This is a genomic window from Desulfoferula mesophila (assembly GCF_037076455.1).
GTDB classification, from domain to species: domain Bacteria; phylum Desulfobacterota; class Desulfarculia; order Desulfarculales; family Desulfarculaceae; genus Desulfoferula; species Desulfoferula mesophila.
Map to the genome: position 1 here is coordinate 1,144,556 of NZ_AP028679.1, position 17,112 is coordinate 1,161,667.

Consider the following 17,112-nt stretch of genomic DNA (forward strand, 5'->3'; position numbering starts at 1 on the left):
TTTCCAAGGAGAACCGATGTACGACGCCCTGGTGGTCGGAGCGGGCCTTTCCGGTTTGGTGATGGCCGAGAGGCTGTGCACCCAACTGGGTTGGAAATGCCTGCTCATAGACCGGCGGGAACACATCGGGGGCAACTGTTACGACGCGCCCGACGCCAACGGTGTCTTGACCCACCTCTACGGGCCGCACTATTTCCGCAGCAATTATCCGGAGGCGATCGCCTATCTGAGCGCTTTCACCACCTGGCGCGAAATCCGCTACCGGGTCAGCTCCTTTACCGACGGCAGGCACTGGAGCTTTCCCATAAACCTGCGCACCTTCGAGCAACTCATCGGTAGGGAATCGAGCCCGGAGGAGTTCCGCGGCTGGCTGGACCGCCGCAGGATGTCCTTTGGCGAGCCCCAAAATTCCGAAGAGGCGATGCTGGCCTCGGTGGGGCCGGAGCTGTACGAAAAGTTCTTCAAAGGCTACACCCAGAAGCAGTGGAACAAGCATCCGCGGGATTTGCATCCCTCGGTTTGCCGCCGCATACCCATCCGCACCACCCGCGACGAGGCCTACTTTGACGACAGCTTCCAGGCCATGCCCCAAGAGGGATACACGGCACTGTTCCAACGCATGCTTCAGGCCTGCGGCAACAACCTCGATCTGCGGCTGGGCCTGGATTTCTCGGAGGCCCGGAACCGCTTCGCCTACGGGCACCTGATCTACACCGGGCCCATAGACGAATACTTCGGCACCGGCCTGGGGCGGCTGGAATACCGCTCGCTGCGTTTCGAGCTGGAATCCTACTCCTCGCGGGATCTGGCGCGGCTGGGCAGGCAAGGCTTTCGGCAACCCTATCTGCAGGTCAACTACCCCAATTCCCAGCCCTACACCCGTATCGTGGAGATCAAGCACGCCACGGGCCAGGACACCCCGCACACCAACCTGATGCGTGAGTATCCCCAGGAGTGCGCCCCGGGACGCGAGCCCTATTATCCCGTGCTCACCCCGCCCAACCTGGCTCTGTACCAAAAATACCTCGGGCTGGCCGCCAAGGAGAGGGGGGTCACCTTCCTGGGGCGTTTGGCCACCTATACCTACCTCAACATGGACCAGGCGGTGGAGCGGGCCCTGCGGGTCTTCCAGGGCAAGTTCGCGGCCGGCGTCTATGGCGCGGGCCGTGAGCGGAGGGCCTGAGCATGGCCGCGCCCGGAACCAAAGGGCCGCTTGTCGTCTACTTCGCCCCCTGGAGCTATTGGGAGCGGGAAAACCGCAGCCAGCCCCTGGCCCGGGCCCTGGCCGAATTGGGCCACCAGGTGCTCTATCTCAACTATCCCCTGGGGAGGCGCCTGGGCAGCCGTTTCAAGCGATTGCTGGTCCGGCGCACCCACCAGTTGGAGCAACCGGGCCTGCATCTGAGCGTGGGGGGGCCGTTCTGGCGCACCTATCATTGGCCGGACATGATCTACGTTTCCCCGCAAGGGCTTTCGTCACGGCAAAAGGCCTACGTGGATTTTCTGCTGCGCCTTATTCAAGAGGAGCCGTTTCGGGGGCGCGAGCTGGTGGTGCTCTCCAGCCGCATGATCTCCCAGCCCTTTGTACGCCGGACGCGGCCCCGCATGTACGCCTTGGACCTGGAGGATCCCTGGTCCCATTTCCAGGAGGTGTGGAGCACCTCGCGTGAGGATCTGGTCCCCGCCCTGCGGGGATTCTGCCGCGAAGCCCAGTTGGTTTTCGCCAACGGCCGCAAGATAGCCGAAGGCGCCCAAGGGACCTTTCTGGAACAAGAGCCGCAGATTTTGCTCAACGGGGTGGACCCGGACAAATTCCATCCGGACCCCAGCGTGCCCCGGCCGGCGGACTATCCCCCCGGGCCCAGCGTGTTGTATTCGGGCATGGTGAACGAGCGCCTCGACTTCGAGCTGTTGGAAAAGGTGTTTTCGGCCCTGCGGCAGGTTAATTTTGTCTTTCTGGGAGGCATTTATTCCCATTTTGTGCCCACCATCCGCCAATTGATGGAGTGTTATCCCAACGTCCATTTCCTGGGTCACCGCCCGGTGGAGGAACTTTTTGCCTATTTGCAGCAGGCCGACCTGTTCATGATCCCCTCTTGCCAGGACGAGGCCTGGACCCGCGCCTTCCCAGCCAAGGTGTTTGAGTATTTCATGTTCGGCAAGCAGAGCGTCTCCACCTTTCCCTTGGAGGACATACCGGAGCAGTACCGCTTTGCCATCCGGGTGGCCCAAGACGCCGAGAGCTTCGTCCGCCAGGTACAGGAGGGTCTGACAGGGGAATCGCGCGGCCAGGAAATCACGGCCTACGGCCGGCGGCAGACCTGGAGCTCCCGGGCGGAGCAGGTGGCGCGGGCCCTGGGGCTGGGTGGGTGAGGCCTGCGCCGGCCTCACGGTGCAACCCGGCCCGGCGGCTTGACATTCCGACGGACCCGGCTTAATCTTGGCCGATATTTGCCGGTGTAACTATCTACAAAAACGTAACTTTGGGTGCGCGTTCCGCACTCGAATACGGTTTGTTTTTTGTTAGCAACCCCCGAGACCCTTAATTTCAGATTTCGCCTTAAGGAGGATTTGACCATGAAGTCGAGCAAGATTCTATGCCTGGTCCTGGGGCTCATGATGGCCCTGGCGGCCACCCCCGCCCTGGCCAAGGACACCGTCCAGGTGGCCTTTATCGGCCCCCTTACCGGCGGCGTGTCGGCCATCGGCGTGGGCGGGCGCAACTCGGCCGACCTGGCGGTGAGGCTGCGCAACGCGGACCCCAAGGCCAAGTACAAATATGAGCTGGTGGTGCTGGACGACGAGTGCAAGCCCAACGCCGGCGTGCAGGTGGCCACCAAGGCCGCGGCCGACAAGAAGATCATCGCCGCGGCCACCCAGTACTGCTCCGTGGTGGCCCTGGCCGCCGTGGACGTGTACCACCGCTTCGGCCTGCCGGTGATCGTGTGGGGCGCGGTGCATCCGGGCATCACCTACGGCAACACCTACAAGGAAGTCCACCGCATCAACGGCACCATGATCAACCAAAACGAGGTGGCCGCCAAGTTCGTGACCGGCCTGGGCTACAAGACCTGGGTGCTGCTTTATGACACCACCGATTACGGCAAGGGCATGTACGAGTACTTCTCCAAGTACTTGAAGCAAAACGGCGGCAAGGTGCTGGGCAGCTTCGGGGTCAACGCCGACCAGCAGGACTTCACCGCCGAGCTGACCCAGGCCAAGAAGCTCAATCCCGACGTGATCTGGTTCGGCGGCCTGACTCCCCTGGGCGTGCGCATCCGTTTGCAGATGGACAAGCTGGGCATCAAATCCCAGTTCCAGAGCTGCTCGGGCATCATCTCCGACGCCTTCATTACCGGCGCGGGTGAGCTGGCCGAGGGCACCATCGCCTTCCGCGAGGGCGAGCCGGTGGAAGACCTGCCCGGCGGCAAGTGGTTCCTGAAGGAATACGAGAAAGCCGGCTATAAGGAGGCTCCGGACGCTTTTGGTCCCTTCGCTTTCGCGGCCATGAACATGATCCTGGACGGCATCGAGGCGGCCGGCCCCAACCGCAAGGCGGTGGTCAAGTGGCTGTCCAACATCAAGGACTACAAGACCATCGTGGGCCAGGTCACCTTTGACGATCACGGCCAGAACATTTCGCCGGCTATCACCAAGTACGTGGTACAGGACGGCAAGTGGGTTCCCTGGAAGAGCTCCGAGTACGCCAGCGGAAAGCGCAAGCTCAAGAACCGCTAACTGTTATAATTGACCACCTGGGGGCGGCGCCGGTTCGGCGCCGCCCCTCCGATGCGTACCGCCTGTAACCTATCAACCGCGAGATTGGCTTCCGATGGATTTTGGACTGATCGCCCAGCATATAGCCAACGGACTGATGATGGGGCTGATCTACGCTCTGGTGGCCGTGGGCTTCACCCTGTTCTTCGGGGTGCTGGACATCATAAAATTCTCCCACGGCGACGTGCTTACCTGGGGCGTATTCACGGCCTTTTCCATGTACCTGTTGCTCACCTGGATGGGCCTGGGGCACCCGGTGGTGATTCTGGTCATCGTGGCCGTGGTGGCCATGGCGGCCATCGCCCTATTGGGCGCGGGCATCGCCAAGGTGCTGATCATCCCCTTGAAGGGCGCTCCGCCGCTCAACGTGCTCTTGATCACCCTCATGCTGGGCACGGTGCTGCGCGAGTCCATCCGCCTGTTCTATCCCGACGGGGCCAACCCCAAGCACTTCCCGGCCCTCTTGCCCGACTGGAGCTATAGCTGGGGTAACTTCACCTTGCGCTTCGACAACACGGTGATGCTCATCTCCGGCTTGCTCATGATCGTGCTGGTGCAGCTGCTCATCAAGCGCACCAAGCTGGGCATGGCCATCCGCGCGGTGTCTCAGGACGAGGAAACGGCCCGGCTCATGGGCATCAACTTCAACCTGGTGGTCTACATCACCTTTGCCCTGGGCTCGGCCCTGGCCGCCTTTGCCGGGGTGGCCTACGGCCTGTACTACAACGAGATAAACTTCAACATAGGCCTGTTGCTGGGGGCAATCGGCTTCAGCGCCGCGGCGGTGGGCGGTTTCGGCAACATCTACGGAGCCATCGTGGGCGGCTTCCTCTTCGCCCTGCTCCAGACCATAGGCGCGGCGGCCCTGCCTTTTGCCAGCGCCTACAAAGACGTTTTCGCCTTCGGGGTGGTCATCATCATCATGGCCATCAAGCCCACCGGGCTGTTGGGCGAAAAGGAAACGGAGAGGGTGTAGGCATGACCGGTAGCACCCGCACCCCCGTATCCTTCCTGCCCGCCCTGGTGAGCATCCTCCTGGGCGCGGTGTACATGGTTTTCTTCCTGGCCGGCGAGTCCCAGTTGGAGATTTTCGGGCTGTTGCTGGGCGCCTGCCTGGTCCTGCTCCTGCTGCGCCGCTTCAAGATTTTGGAGCGGGTGGGCCGAAGCGCCAAGGACCACAGCATGGCCTTCGGCGCGGCGGCGGTGGCCGCCACGGTAGCCATCAGCCTGTACTTCTACGACGACAACTTCGTGCTGTTTTTGGTGGCTACGGTTTTGGTCTACACCCTGACCTGCCTGGGGCTCAACATCCAGTTCGGCTTCGTGGGGGTGGTCAACTTCGCGGGGGCCTCCTTCTTCGGGGTGGGCTGCTACACCGCGGCCATCCTGACCAAGCACACCGCCACTCCCCACCTTTTGGTGCTGCTGTTGGGCGGGCTGGCCGCGGCGGCCCTGGGCTTCATCGTGCTGGTGCCGGTGCTCAAGACCAGGGGACACTATTCCGCCCTGGTGACCATCGCCTTCGCCCTGCTGTTCAAGACCTTTTTGGAGGTCAACGACACCCTGGGCGGCCCCCAGGGGCTCAAGTGCGACGGCCTCAATCTCTTCGGCTGGAACGTTAACCAGGACATCGTCATCGGCTCCTTCGAGGGCTCTTTTTACCTGGGCTACATCGCGGTGGCCCTGGCCTTGTGCGTGCTGGGTTTCATCCTGGCCCGGCGCCTGGAAGACTCCTGGGTGGGCCTGAACATGGACGCGGTGCGCCTAGACGAGACGGTGAGCGCCTGCTTCGGCCAGTCCATACCCAAGGCCAAGATCACCGCCTTCACCCTGGGCAACTTCTACTGCGGGGTGGCCGGGGCGCTGTTCGCCATGATGCTGGGTTACATCGCGCCCACCAACTTCACCTTCGGCGACTCGTTGATCCTGCTGTCCATAGTCATCCTGGGCGGCCTGGGCTCGCTGTGGGGGTCGGTGGCCGCCACCACCATCATCATCATCATGCCCGAGAAGTTCCAGATGCTCCAGGAATACCGCTTCCTGCTCTTCGCGGCCCTGGTCATCGCCATCCTGTTGTTCCGGCCCCAGGGGCTTCTGCCGCGCCCCTTGCGCGCCTTCCTCACCCTGCGGTCTAGGTAGTTCCCATGGAAGCAACCCAAAGCCTTCTCAGCATAAAGGGCCTGAGCAAGAACTTCGGCGGGGTGCGCGCCCTGGACGGCCTGGACCTGGAGGTGAGGCGCAACCGCATCATGGGCCTCATCGGGCCCAACGGTTCGGGCAAGACCACCTTCTTCAACGTGGTCACCGGCATCTATCCGGCCAGCGCGGGCAGCGTGGTCTTGGAAGGCGAGGACATAACCAGCTTCTCGCCCCAACGGGTGTACCGCCGGGGGGTGGCCCGCACCTTCCAGCGCTCGCGCCTGCTGCTGCCCCTGTCCATCCTGGACAACATCACCCTGGGCGATCATTCCCGGGTGAACAACGGGCTCATGTTCAACCTGTTCCGGCGAAAAGCCCTGACCCGCGAGTTTGAGCGCAGCCTGGAAAAGGCCCGGGAGCTTATCGGCATCTTCGACCCGGAGTTGGCCTCCAACATTTTCGATCCGGTGGAGACCCTGCCCATGATCTCCCGGCGGCGCATCGAGATCTGCCGGGCGCTGATCGGCCACCCCAAGCTCTTGCTGCTGGACGAACCCTCGGCGGGCATGACCCACGACGAGACTTTCCGGCTCATCGACGACATCCTGGAGATCAAGGAAAAGATCGAGGACTTGACCATAATCATCATCGAGCACGAGATGACGGTGATGGAGCGCATAACCGATCATTGCGCCGTGCTCAACTTCGGCGAGAAGATCTGCGAGGGCAGCTACCAGGAAGTGGCCGGCGACCCGCAGGTGCAAGAAGCCTACCTGGGGGTGGACTGATGGACCGGACGCAAGCCGCCCTGAGCATCGCCAACATCTACACGGCCTACGACCGGGCCGACGTGCTGGAGGATCTCTCCCTGGAGGTGGCCCCCGGTTCCATCACCTGCCTCTTGGGTTCCAACGGCTCGGGCAAGACCAGCCTGATCCGCTCCATCCTGGGCCTCACTCCCTGCCGGGCGGGCAAGATCACCCTCTACGGCCAAGACATCACCCGCCTGGCCACCCACAAGATCGTGCGCCTGGGCGTGGCCAGCATTCCCGAGGGGCGCAAGGTGTTTCCAGCCATGACCGTGGAGGAGAACCTGAGGCTGGGGGGCTATCAGGAGGACGACAAGGCGGTGGTCGCCCAGCGCCTGGAAAAGGTCTACGAGGTGTTTCCGCGCCTTTCCGAGCGGGCGGGCCAGCTGGCGGGCACCATGTCCGGCGGCGAGCAGGCCATGGTCTCCATCGGCCGGGGCCTCATGGGAGCGCCCAAGCTGATGATCGTGGACGAGCCCTCCCTGGGGCTGTCGCCCCTATTGGTCAAGGAGAACTTCCGCATCATCCGCCAGATCAACGACCAGGGCATCACCGTGTTCCTGGTTGAGCAAAACGTGCGCCAGACCCTGGCCATAGCCCATTACGGCTACGTCCTTTCCAAGGGGCGGGTGGTGGCCCAGGGCAGCGCTCAATCCCTTCGAGACAATAGCGAGGTGCAGGAGGCCTACTTCGGCTGAGCCGCGCCCGGGAGCCAGAAAATGTGTCCCATGCCCGACCCGGTAAAGATCGCCACCGACCTGATTTGCCTGGACACCATCAATCCCCCCGGCGGGGAGGAGGCCGCGGCCCGTTATCTGGGCGACCTGCTGGCCCAGCGCGGGCTGGCCACCGAGTATTACCAGCTGGAGCCCCATAGGTCCGGTTTGGTGGCCACGCTGGCCGGCACGGGAGGCCGCCCGGCCCTGGTGTTCACCGGCCACCTGGACACGGTGCCCCTGGGCAACGCGGCCTGGAGCTTCGGGCCCCATTGCGGCGAGGTGAAGGACGGCCGCCTGTTGGGCCGCGGCGCCTCGGACATGAAGAGCGGGGTGGCGGCCATGGCCGCCGCGGCCGCCGCCCTGGCCGAGGAGTGGGCGGGCGAGGCCGACCTGGTGTTCGTGTTCACCGCCGCCGAGGAGACCGGCTGTCAGGGGGCCGAGCAGATGGCCGCCGGCGGCAAGCTGCCCGCCCAGGCCGGGGCTCTTTTGGTGGCCGAGCCCACCAACAACGTGCCCTTCCTGGGGCACAAGGGCGCCCTGTGGCTGGAGGCCACGGCCAGGGGCAAATCGGCCCACGGCTCCATGCCCGACATGGGCGACAACGCCATCTACAAGGCGGCCCGGGCCGCCGCCGGGTTGGAGCAGCTATTCGCCGAGGCCCCGGCCCATACCCAGTTGGGCAAGCCCACGGTGAACGTGGGCACCTTCCACGGGGGCAGCAAGATCAACATGGTGCCCGACCAGGCGGTGTTCCAGGTGGACCTGCGCACCGTGCCCGGCGTGGAGCACGACGAACTGTTCGCGCGGGTGGCCGGCCAATTGGGCCCGGACATCGCCCTCGAGCGCCTCATCGACCTGCCCGGCTTCCTCACCCCGGCCGAGGAGCCCTGGGCCGCCCGGGTGCTGGCCCTGCTGGAGCGCGAGCAGGGCAGGCCTCCCCAGCCGGGATATGTCAACTACTTCACCGACGCCTCGGTGTTGCGGCCCGCCCTGGGCAACCCGCCCACGGTGATCCTGGGCCCGGGCCTGCCCGGCCAGGCCCACCAGACCAACGAGTTCTGCGAGACGGCCAAGATCGTCGAGGCCGCCGGGCTGTACCTGGCCCTGGCCCGCGAATGGCAGGGCCGCTAGGCCCGGCAAGTATAGGGGGGAATATGTGGCCTTCCACCTGGCAAGCTGAATCCGTGGGCCTGGCTACGCCGGACGCGGCCTTTGACCCCAACCTGCCCGATCTGCTGTGCGTGCACGGCTCCGGGGGGCGGGGGGCGGAGTTTCTGCCCCTGCTGGAGAGCCTGGTGGGCGCGGCCAACGGCGCGGGCATAGACCTGCCCGGCCACGGCGACACCCCCGGTCCGGGACGGGAGCGGGTGGAGGACTACGTGGCCTGGCTGGCTGAGCGCCTGGAGCAGGGCCGACGGCGGCCGGTGGTGCTGGGAAACTCCCTGGGCGGGGCCATCGCCCTGGGCCTGGCCCTGGAGCGGCCGGAGCTGATCGGCGGCATCGTGCTCTGGGGCACCGGGGCCCGCCTGCGGGTGCTGCCCAAGATCCTGGAAGGCCTGGCCAAGGATTTCCAGCCCACGGTGGCCTTCCTGGCCCAGATGGCCTACGCCGAGGTCACCGACCCCCAGCGCAAGGAGACGGGCCGCTGGGCCATGGCCCGGACCGCGCCGGCCGTGCTTCTGGGCGACTACACCGCTTGCGACCGTTTCGACGTTATGGAGCGCCTGGGCGAGATCGACTTGCCCTGTCTGGTGGTGTGCGGCGACGGCGACAGGCTCACCCCCCTCAAGTACAGCCAGTACCTGACCGAGCACATCAAGGGCGCCCGCCTGGCGGTGATACCCGGCGCGGGCCACCTGATCCACGAGGAGCAGCCCTCGGCCGGGGCCAAGGTATTGGCCGAGTTTTTGGCCACCCTGTAAGCCGGGCGCGAATCAGTCCCCGTCCTCCGGAAAAGCCAGGCTACGGGCGAACAGCGTGTTGAACAGCGGTTCGCCGGATAGCTCCACGTAACGGGCCTTGGCCGGGATCTCGGCGGCCCGTTGCCGGGCCTCCAGGTTGTTGAGCACCTGTTGGGCCCCCCGGCCCGCCGCATTGCCCACCTGGGCGTACTTGGCCCCGGCCACGGCGGGGATCAGGCCGATGCGCTTGGCGGTGTCCACGTCGATGTGGCTGCCAAAGGAACCGGCCAGCACCACCTCGGAAAGATCGGAAGGCTCCAGCCCGGCCAGGGAGAGCAGGGTGGCGGCGGCCGCGCAGATGGCCGCCTTGGCCAGCTGCACCTGGCTGATGTCCGCCTGGGTGACCACGATGTCCTGGCCCGTGGCCGAGCGCTCGGCCGGCACCAGCACGTAGCTGATGTTGCGGCCGTCGCGGCGTACCTGGGGCAGTGAGCGGTCCAGGTGGCCCCGGGAGTTGATGACCCCGGCCCGGAGCATCTCGGCCACCGCGTCGATGATGCCCGAACCGCACACCCCGGCGGGATCGGATCCGTCGATGGTGGTGCACACCGGCTCCTGCTCCGCCGTAAGGCGCACCTGGGAGATGGCCCCGGTCATGGCCCGCATGCCCGAGCTGAGGTGGGCGCCCTCGAAGGTGGGGCCCGAGGGGGCCGAGGCGATGAACAGGGGATGGCGGTGGCCCGGCGCGGTCACCACCACCTCGGTGTTGGTGCCGATGTCCAGGCCCAGGCGGCAGGGGCCGGGCCGGTCCAGGTCCGCGCCCATGATCATGGCCACGTTGTCCGCGCCCACGAAACCGCCCACCAGGGGAGGCAGGTGCACGTAGGCCCCGGGGGCCAGGCTCAGGCCCAGCTCCCTCGCCTTGACGTCCACCGCTTGATCCAGGCAGGCCACAAAGGGCGGCGCGCCCAGCTGCTCCAGGGGCAGGCCCAGCAGCAGGTGGGTCATGGCGCTGTTGCCCACCAGGCTCATCTCGGCTATGCGGCCGGTATCGGCCCCCACCGCGGCGGCCAGGTCCTGGGCCAGGCCGTTCAGGGCGCGGCGCACCAGGTCGGTGAGCCGTCTCCCCTCCTTGGGCTGGCTAATGGCCAGCTGCAAGCGGGTGACCACGTCGGCCCCGAAGGCGACCTGGGGGTTGAGGCGTCCCCGGGAGGCGATGATTTCGCCGGTGGCCAGGTCCACCAAATAGGCGGCCAGCTTGGTGGAGCCCAGGTCCACGGCCAGGCCCAAGGGGCCTTGGCCCGGCCCGGCCACGCCCACCAATTCCTCGCCGCGTTGATACAGGCTCAGGCTCCAGGCATGCTCGCGGGCCGCGCGGGTGATCCCGGCGGCGGTGGCCAGATCGGCCCGGGAAGCGGGCGACTCCTCGTGCTCGCCCAACGTCTCCAGCACCCGGCGCAGGTCGCCCCGAGGGTCTTGCAGGGTGGGCTCGGGCGCTTGGCACTCCACGGCGGTGATCACCGGGCTGCCCATGGGTACGGGCTCCAGATCGCCCTGGTCGATGCGCCAACTGCTGTCGGCGCTCTCGTGGGTGTCGGGCACCGCGACTTCCAGCGAGCCCAAAACCTGGGTCTGGCAGGCCAGACGCCAGCCCCCGGCCAACTGCTCCGAATCCAGCAGGCGCTCCTCCGCCTGGTTGGGCGGCGACACCTCGCCCCGCACCGACACCAGACAACGGCCGCAGGTGCCCTTGCCTCCGCAATCCAGGGGCAAAAAGATGCCCGCTTGGAGCATGGCCTCGGTGATGAGGGTGCCCCGGGGCACCGAGGCGCTCTGCCCCGAAGGCTTGAATACGACGTTTAACTTGGCTGGAGCGCTCAAGGTATTCCTCCCTGCGGCTATAGTCATATCCCTCTTGGGGGAATGGGGCAAGAAAAGGAAATGGCCCGCCAAACTAGAGAGGAGGGTAGAGAGGGTCTGGCGGGCCATTTGATCGGCTCGGGGAGGCGAGCCGTTTTGGGTCGTCGCTGCTTGGTTGATAACCGGTCCGGGGAGGCGCGCCGCCCTGATGAACTATACAAGGCTGCTGGTGCGGCGGGCGCGCGTCCCGCCCCGGGCCGGGTGTTTGGTTCCTAGTACTTGCCGTAATGTTTGCCGGCCTCTATGAAGGCCTGCATGGTGGCGTCCTTGGCCTCGTCCATGGCGCAGCCGATGCTGAGCATGTAGCCCTTGTCGCCGGCCGCGTCGTCGATGAGCTTCTTGGTCGCTTCCTTGACCTGCTCCGGGGTGCCGGTGAGGATCAGGGAAATGGGGAAGCCGCCGGCGATGCACACCTTGCCGCCCAAAACTTCGCGGGCCTTGGCCATGTCGGTGCGGTCGAACAGGTACATGCTGCGGATGTCGCTGGTGTCGGCCAGGTATTCCAGGCGCTGGTTGTAGGCGCCCTCCACGAAGCAACAAGGCACGCAGCCGGCGTCGGCCAGCCCGTACATGACCTCCTTCAAGGTGGGCCAGTAGAACTTCTGGAACTGCTCGTCGGACATGAAGCCGTCGGCACCCTTGTGCAGGGGGATGAACACCAGGGGGTTGCCGTTGGCCACCGCGCCGTCCACGCCGTTTTTGATCATGGGCGGCACCAGGCGCTCCACCGCTTCCAGCACCTTTTCGGGGCGCCGGTACATGTCCATCATCAGGGAGGTGGTGCCGCGGAAGGAGTCGCTGAGGGTGTCGAAGGGGGCCTTGGTGGCGCCGCCCGCCCCGAAGGGGAAGCCCGCGGCCATGATTTGGGCCATGTAGGCGCCCATGGCGTTGATCCACTCGAAGTACTGCTTACCGGCCTTGAGCAGGGCCTGCATGGCCTCCTGCACCGGCGGGGTGCCCAGGGAGATGAGCCATGGGCTGAGCATGGGCAGCTCCATGCTGCCGTATACCGGCTGCAGGTCGGCCAGGGGGGCCAGGGCGCCCATGGTCTTGGGAATCCAGGAGCGCAGCCAGAAGTCCGTGGGGTCGTTGATCAGGTGATCGTACTCCTCGGCCTTCATGTACTCTTTTTCGTTGAACTGGTAGGAGAGGTTTTCGGCCACTCCGTGGCCCGGCCACTTGTACAGGTGGTAGTCCAGGGTGTCCAGGGCCTGACCGCAACCCAGCATGGGGGCGGCGCCGGCGGTGTCGGGCTGGTACTTGTTGCAGAAATCCACGTAGGCCTGGCCCGCCTTGTCCGGGTCGTACATGGCGTCGCGGCCGCTGACCCCGGCCAGCATGGTGGGGGCGAAGGTGGTCAGGGGCATGATGGGCACCCGCTTGATGCCCTGATCGATTTTAAGGGCCGAAGCCACCAGTCCGGCGCGCTCCTTATAGGCGGCCTTGGCCTCCTCGCCGGCGAACTCGATGCCGTCCGCCGAGACCCACATGTCCAAAAAGGCGTCCTGACGCTCGATGGACGTGAGTTTGTCGAATCCTTCAAACATGATTCCCTCCGGGAAAGTGTGGTTTGCGCGAACGTCCGGTTAGCTCAGCCAGCCCTTGATGTAGTTGACGCCCACCACGGCGTCGGTGACGTAGGCGTCGGCGCCCACGTAGTTGCACACCTGCTCGTCCATCTGGCCGCCGCCGATGAGCACCTTGATCTTGTCCCTGAGGCCCTGCTCCTCGAGCTTGTCCACCACCGCCTTCATGGGGTCGAAGGCCAGGGTCAACAGGCCGCTGAGGCCGATTACGTCGGCGCCGAAAGCCTGGGCCTCGGCAATGATGGTTTCGGCCGGCACGTCCACCCCGATGTCCTTGACCTCCAGGCCGTTCAAGTCGAGCATCATGGAGGCGATGTTCTTGCCGATGTCGTGGATGTCGCCCTGCACGGTGGCCATGAGCACCTTGCCCAGCTTCTTCTGACCGCCACTGGCCGAGGTCTCCTCGGACAAATGGGGCTTGAGAATCTCCGAGGCGGCCTTCATCATCTCGCCGGACATGATCAGCTCGGGGATGAAGTAAAGCTGCTTTTCAAAGCGCTTGCCGATCTCCTCCAATGCTTCCTGGTAGCAGTTGAATATGTCCAACGCCGGGACGCCCTCGTCCAGGTATTTGTTGGTCAATTCCATGGCGGTGTCTTCTTGCATTTCCACCACCGCGGTGAATAGATCCTTCAAATCAGCCATTACAACCCTCCAAATGGTCTAGTCGTTTTTCGGTCCGATACGGCCGGAGCGATAGGCCCGGCTGAAATTTTGGCAGTACTTGTCCTTGCCCATGAGCATCTCCGAGGCCAACAACACGCTCATCAGGTTGCGGTCGTTGGGGTCGATGATGGCGCTGTCGAGGCCCACCTGGATGCACATGGCCATGAAAGTCTGGTTGATCAAGGAGCGCAGAGGCATGCCAAAGGATATGTTGCTCAGTCCGCAGGTGATGTGCGCCTTGGGATATGCCGCGCGGGTCTGCGCGATGCTGTCGTAGGTCACCAGGGCGTTGTCGGTGCCCGTGCTGATGGCCGTTACCAACGGGTCCACGAAAAGCTGCTCTTCGGCCAATCCGCCGTCCTTGGCCAGGCCCACCAGCCGGTGCACGATCTCCATGCGCTCGGCCGCGGTGTCGGCGATGCCCACCTGGTCGTCCAGGGCCAGGAGGATCAGGCCGGTCTTGTGTTCCAGGGCCAGGGGCAGGACGTTTTCGATGCGGGGCTTCTCCCCGCTGACCGAGTTGATGATGGGGGTTTTGTTGACCAGTTCCAGCCCGGCCTTGAGGGCCGCGGGGTTGGCGCTGTCCAAACAAAGGGGCGCCTCGGTGGCCTCTTGGATGGTGTTCACCAGCCAGGCCATGTCCTCGGGCTCGCGCTCGGGGGAGGTGCCGGCGTTCACGTCCAGGTAGTTGCTGCCCGCCTCCACCTGGCTCTGGGCCAAGTCCTTGATGAACTGGGCGTCACGCTCTCTTATGGCCGCGCTTACCTTTTTGCGGGTGCCGTTTATCTTTTCGCCGATGATTATCATCTATATTCCTCGCTCTCGCTAGAACATGGGGATGGGAGTGCCGGGCGGGGCCACGATGAACTCCGGCCCGTCCCATGGCCCATGCAGCAATTTATCCAATAGCCCCAACTCCTTGGTCAGGCGGGCGAAGCCCATGTCGTGGGCCTGGGCCAGATGGCGACAGCGCTCTTCGGCCTCGGGGTCGGATTCTTCGCCGTCCAAGAGCACCAGACGATCGTAGTGCTTCAGGGCCACCTTGAGCAGTTGCGCGCGCCGCTCTTGGGGAATATGGTCCAGGCCCTTTTTGATCTGATCAAAGATGTTCAGCTCGGTGTCGAGCCAGCGCGGGTCCAGGAAGTAGCTGCCGGGGTGTTGGTTCAGGACCTGCCGGTGCCGGTCGCGCGAACCCAGGAGCATGCCCACGCAGTCGTCCACCTTGGGCAGAACCAGGGTGCTCTTTTGCGATTGCACTCCTTCCAAGGCGCGGCCGCACAAGCCATAGCCCATGAGGATGGTCCCGCCCTCGTGCTCCAGATCGGCCACGGTTTGCATCAACACCTGGCGCAGCCGTTCGGGTTGCAGGTGCAGGGCGATGTCCAACTGGGTGATGGCTTCGTCGCCGCCCAAGAGCCCGGCCACCACCGGGGCCAAGGCCCGACAAGTAATTATTTGGTGCTCAAAAGGCATCGCGCGTTTCTCTCTGGTGTATCCTTGACTCTTATATTATTATAGTCTTATAGAAGAGTCCACCCCAAAAATGAAAAAAGTGAGGCTCCATTCATGGCCTGGAAGGTATTTGTGTGATAAGGTATTGTAAAATATGGTCTTTAAAGGATAGGCGATTTTGTATGTATTTTCCAAGGGGGGGAGGGGAAGCGCGGCTAGGCCGTGGTTTCGCTGTTGCAAGGCCGGCCGGGCAGGCTATCGTGGCCGCCTTGCCGGGCTACCTATGGAGCGCTGGTGTTGAAAGCGGATTCTAAAAAGGGCCCCAACGGCGTGAGCGCCCCCCTGGTGGTCGCCAAGGCCATCGACAAAAGCTCGCGCATGCCCGCCTACGCCCAGATGGCCGACATCCTGCGCTCCAGCATCTCCCAAGGCGAATATCCCCCCGGCGCCAGGCTCCCCGCCGAGTCGGCCCTGGCCAAGGCCTACGGAGTGAGCGCCATGACCGCCCGTCAGGCGGTGAGCGTGCTGGAAGAGGAAGGGCTGGTGCGCCGGGTCCAGGGCAGCGGCACCTACGTGCGCAAGGTGGGCGTGGCGGCCAGCAACTTCGGCCTGGAGGCCCTGGGCGGCATTCTGGCGGACCGGGACAACCTCCAGGTGCGCATCGTCAAGGCCGCGGTGAAGAAGACGCCGGGGGTGGAAAAGGAAGTCTTGGGCCTGAAGCCCAACGAGCCGGTAATCGTGGTGGAAAGGGTGATTTCCCACCGCAACGAGCCCTTCACGCTGCATATTTCCTACACCAGCTTCGATCCCACCTCGCCCACCGTGGAGTCCATGCTGGACACCGTGGTGCTTACCGGGCTCATCTTCCAAGAGGGCTATTCCAAATTCAAACGGGGAGCCCTGCGCCTGATGCCCGCCCTGTTGGACGCCCGGGAGGCCGGGCTGTTGAAGTTGCCGGAGGGCGCGCCGGTTTTCAAGTTGGAGCATCTTTTCTACGACTTTGACAACCGGCCCACCGCTTTTGGCTGGTTCCTGGTAAGCCACGAAAAAATGCCCCTTTTAAGCAAGGTAGGAGTCTGGGATGAATGACGTGCCCGAGCGCCGGGAGCTTGAACCGCGGCTTGAGCGGCTGGTAACCATGGTTACGCAGTTGCGCGAGGAAGACTGCCTTGCCGAGTTGCAGAAAATGCTGGACCAGGGGGTGGATCCCAAGATCCTTCTGGAATGCTTCATGGAGGGCATGCGCCGCATCGGCGCGGAATTCGAGGCGGGCAACTATTTCATCGCCGCGCTGATCATGGCCGGGGAGATCATGCGCTCGGCCATGGAGTTATTGAGCCCCTATCTGGCCTCCGATCAAACGGAAGCCCAAGGGGGGACCATCGTCCTGGGCACCATCCAGGGCGATATCCACGACCTGGGCAAGAACCTCTTCGCCCTGCTGCTCCAGTGCCACGGGTTCAAGGTCGTCGACCTGGGGGTGGACGTGCCCGGTGAGGAGTTTCTGCGCAAGGCCTTGGAGACGGGGCCCGAGGTGGTGGGCATAAGCTGCGTTTTGACCACCAGCGTGGAGAACCTCAAAGAGGCGGTGGCCCTTTTGAAGCGCGAGTTGCCCCAGCCCCAGCCGGCCATCGTGATCGGGGGCACCTGCCTGGACGAGCAGATGGCCCGCTACGTGGGCTCGGCCCTGTGGGCCAGCGATGCCGCCGCCGGTTTGAAGATCTGCCAAAAAGTCCTGCGCGAGCCCGCCCCAGGCGGCGGGGTGATCGCCTTTCAGGATTAGCCCGGCGCGGCCGGGTAGCCGCCCGCTTAAGCCACACGCCGTGACGGCCCCCACCAGGGCGGCCGGCCCATCCAAGAGCGGATCAAGCTAACGCCCTGCAACATTTTGGAATATAGGCTTGCCCCAACTCTCCAAGCCGAGAACCCTGCAAGGCCGATTTGCCCCATGGGGTCAAAAGGACTACCATTGCCTACAGGCGGGAAACGGTTGTTCCCGCCTGCAATGCGCTTGCACCTCCCAACGGCACGGGGCCAATCTTCTATTTGACGCCGCCCAACCGCACCAACCCGCTGCGCCCGCACCGGCATCGCCCCTTGGAGGTAAACGCGGCTCCGGCCGCCTGAACAGGCAACAGGGTGA

16 protein-coding genes are annotated in these 17,112 nt (G+C 64.5%); 11 read left to right on the forward strand and 5 right to left on the reverse strand.

The genetic code is table 11. The features are described 5' to 3' along the window. Nucleotides 1-16: 16 nt before the first annotated feature. From glf to AACH32_RS05005, 9 genes are all read left to right on the forward strand, one after another. Nucleotides 17-1,183, forward strand: a complete 1,167-nt coding sequence (gene glf / locus AACH32_RS04965) for a UDP-galactopyranose mutase (RefSeq protein WP_338605671.1) — start codon at nt 17-19, stop codon at nt 1,181-1,183. 2 nt (nt 1,184-1,185) lie between these two features. After that, nucleotides 1,186-2,373 carry a glycosyltransferase gene (locus AACH32_RS04970; protein ID WP_338605672.1) on the forward strand — a complete coding sequence of 396 codons (1,188 nt, stop codon included), beginning with the start codon at nt 1,186-1,188 and terminating at the stop codon, nt 2,371-2,373. 204 nt (nt 2,374-2,577) lie between these two features. After that, complete coding sequence (locus tag AACH32_RS04975; protein WP_338605673.1) at nt 2,578-3,738, forward strand: branched-chain amino acid ABC transporter substrate-binding protein; 1,161 nt, start codon at nt 2,578-2,580, stop codon at nt 3,736-3,738. Between the two features lie 94 nt (nt 3,739-3,832). After that, nucleotides 3,833-4,753 (forward strand): branched-chain amino acid ABC transporter permease, encoded by a 921-nt coding sequence (locus AACH32_RS04980; RefSeq protein WP_338605674.1) that lies wholly within the window; start codon nt 3,833-3,835, stop codon nt 4,751-4,753. A gap of 2 nt (nt 4,754-4,755) precedes the next feature. Beyond that, complete coding sequence (locus AACH32_RS04985; RefSeq protein ID WP_338605675.1) at nt 4,756-5,916, forward strand: branched-chain amino acid ABC transporter permease; 1,161 nt, start codon at nt 4,756-4,758, stop codon at nt 5,914-5,916. A gap of 5 nt (nt 5,917-5,921) precedes the next feature. Continuing rightward, complete coding sequence (locus AACH32_RS04990) at nt 5,922-6,704, forward strand: ABC transporter ATP-binding protein (protein ID WP_338605676.1); 783 nt, start codon at nt 5,922-5,924, stop codon at nt 6,702-6,704. Beyond that, nucleotides 6,704-7,423 (forward strand): ABC transporter ATP-binding protein, encoded by a 720-nt coding sequence (locus tag AACH32_RS04995; protein WP_338605677.1) that lies wholly within the window; start codon nt 6,704-6,706, stop codon nt 7,421-7,423. The genes AACH32_RS04990 and AACH32_RS04995 overlap by 1 nt, the downstream gene beginning before the upstream one ends. Before the next feature lie 30 nt (nt 7,424-7,453). Then, entirely contained in the window at nt 7,454-8,575 is a 1,122-nt protein-coding gene (locus tag AACH32_RS05000) for a M20 family metallopeptidase (RefSeq protein WP_338605678.1), read from the forward strand. A 23-nt stretch (nt 8,576-8,598) separates the two neighbouring features. Continuing rightward, nucleotides 8,599-9,366 carry an alpha/beta fold hydrolase gene (locus AACH32_RS05005; RefSeq protein WP_338605679.1) on the forward strand — a complete coding sequence of 256 codons (768 nt, stop codon included), beginning with the start codon at nt 8,599-8,601 and terminating at the stop codon, nt 9,364-9,366. Between the two features lie 12 nt (nt 9,367-9,378). On the opposite strand, the gene AACH32_RS05010 is transcribed toward AACH32_RS05005, so the two are convergent. The 5 genes from AACH32_RS05010 to AACH32_RS05030 all read right to left on the reverse strand — a co-directional run bounded on the left by AACH32_RS05010 (nt 9,379) and on the right by AACH32_RS05030 (nt 14,990). Continuing rightward, the gene (locus AACH32_RS05010) at nt 9,379-11,226 is read right to left on the reverse strand and encodes an ASKHA domain-containing protein (RefSeq protein WP_338605680.1); all 1,848 of its coding nucleotides are present in this window, start codon (nt 11,224-11,226) and stop codon (nt 9,379-9,381) included. Between the two features lie 251 nt (nt 11,227-11,477). Next, a complete protein-coding gene (locus AACH32_RS05015; RefSeq protein WP_338605681.1) occupies nt 11,478-12,812 on the reverse strand; it encodes a uroporphyrinogen decarboxylase family protein in 1,335 nt (444 codons plus the stop codon). A gap of 39 nt (nt 12,813-12,851) precedes the next feature. Beyond that, nucleotides 12,852-13,496, reverse strand: a complete 645-nt coding sequence (locus tag AACH32_RS05020; RefSeq protein WP_338605682.1) for a cobalamin B12-binding domain-containing protein — start codon at nt 13,494-13,496, stop codon at nt 12,852-12,854. Nucleotides 13,497-13,514: 18 nt separating this feature from the next. Beyond that, complete coding sequence (locus tag AACH32_RS05025; RefSeq protein ID WP_338605683.1) at nt 13,515-14,324, reverse strand: dihydropteroate synthase; 810 nt, start codon at nt 14,322-14,324, stop codon at nt 13,515-13,517. Between the two features lie 18 nt (nt 14,325-14,342). Beyond that, a complete protein-coding gene (locus AACH32_RS05030) occupies nt 14,343-14,990 on the reverse strand; it encodes a DUF1638 domain-containing protein (protein WP_338605684.1) in 648 nt (215 codons plus the stop codon). A 276-nt stretch (nt 14,991-15,266) separates the two neighbouring features. Here AACH32_RS05030 and AACH32_RS05035 point away from each other — a divergent pair, with 276 nt between their 5' ends. Both AACH32_RS05035 and AACH32_RS05040 read left to right on the forward strand, forming a co-directional pair. Beyond that, nucleotides 15,267-16,058 (forward strand): GntR family transcriptional regulator, encoded by a 792-nt coding sequence (locus AACH32_RS05035; RefSeq protein WP_338605685.1) that lies wholly within the window; start codon nt 15,267-15,269, stop codon nt 16,056-16,058. After that, complete coding sequence (locus AACH32_RS05040) at nt 16,051-16,752, forward strand: cobalamin B12-binding domain-containing protein (RefSeq protein WP_338605686.1); 702 nt, start codon at nt 16,051-16,053, stop codon at nt 16,750-16,752. Before AACH32_RS05035 ends, AACH32_RS05040 begins: the two co-directional genes overlap by 8 nt. Nucleotides 16,753-17,112 lie beyond the last annotated feature (360 nt).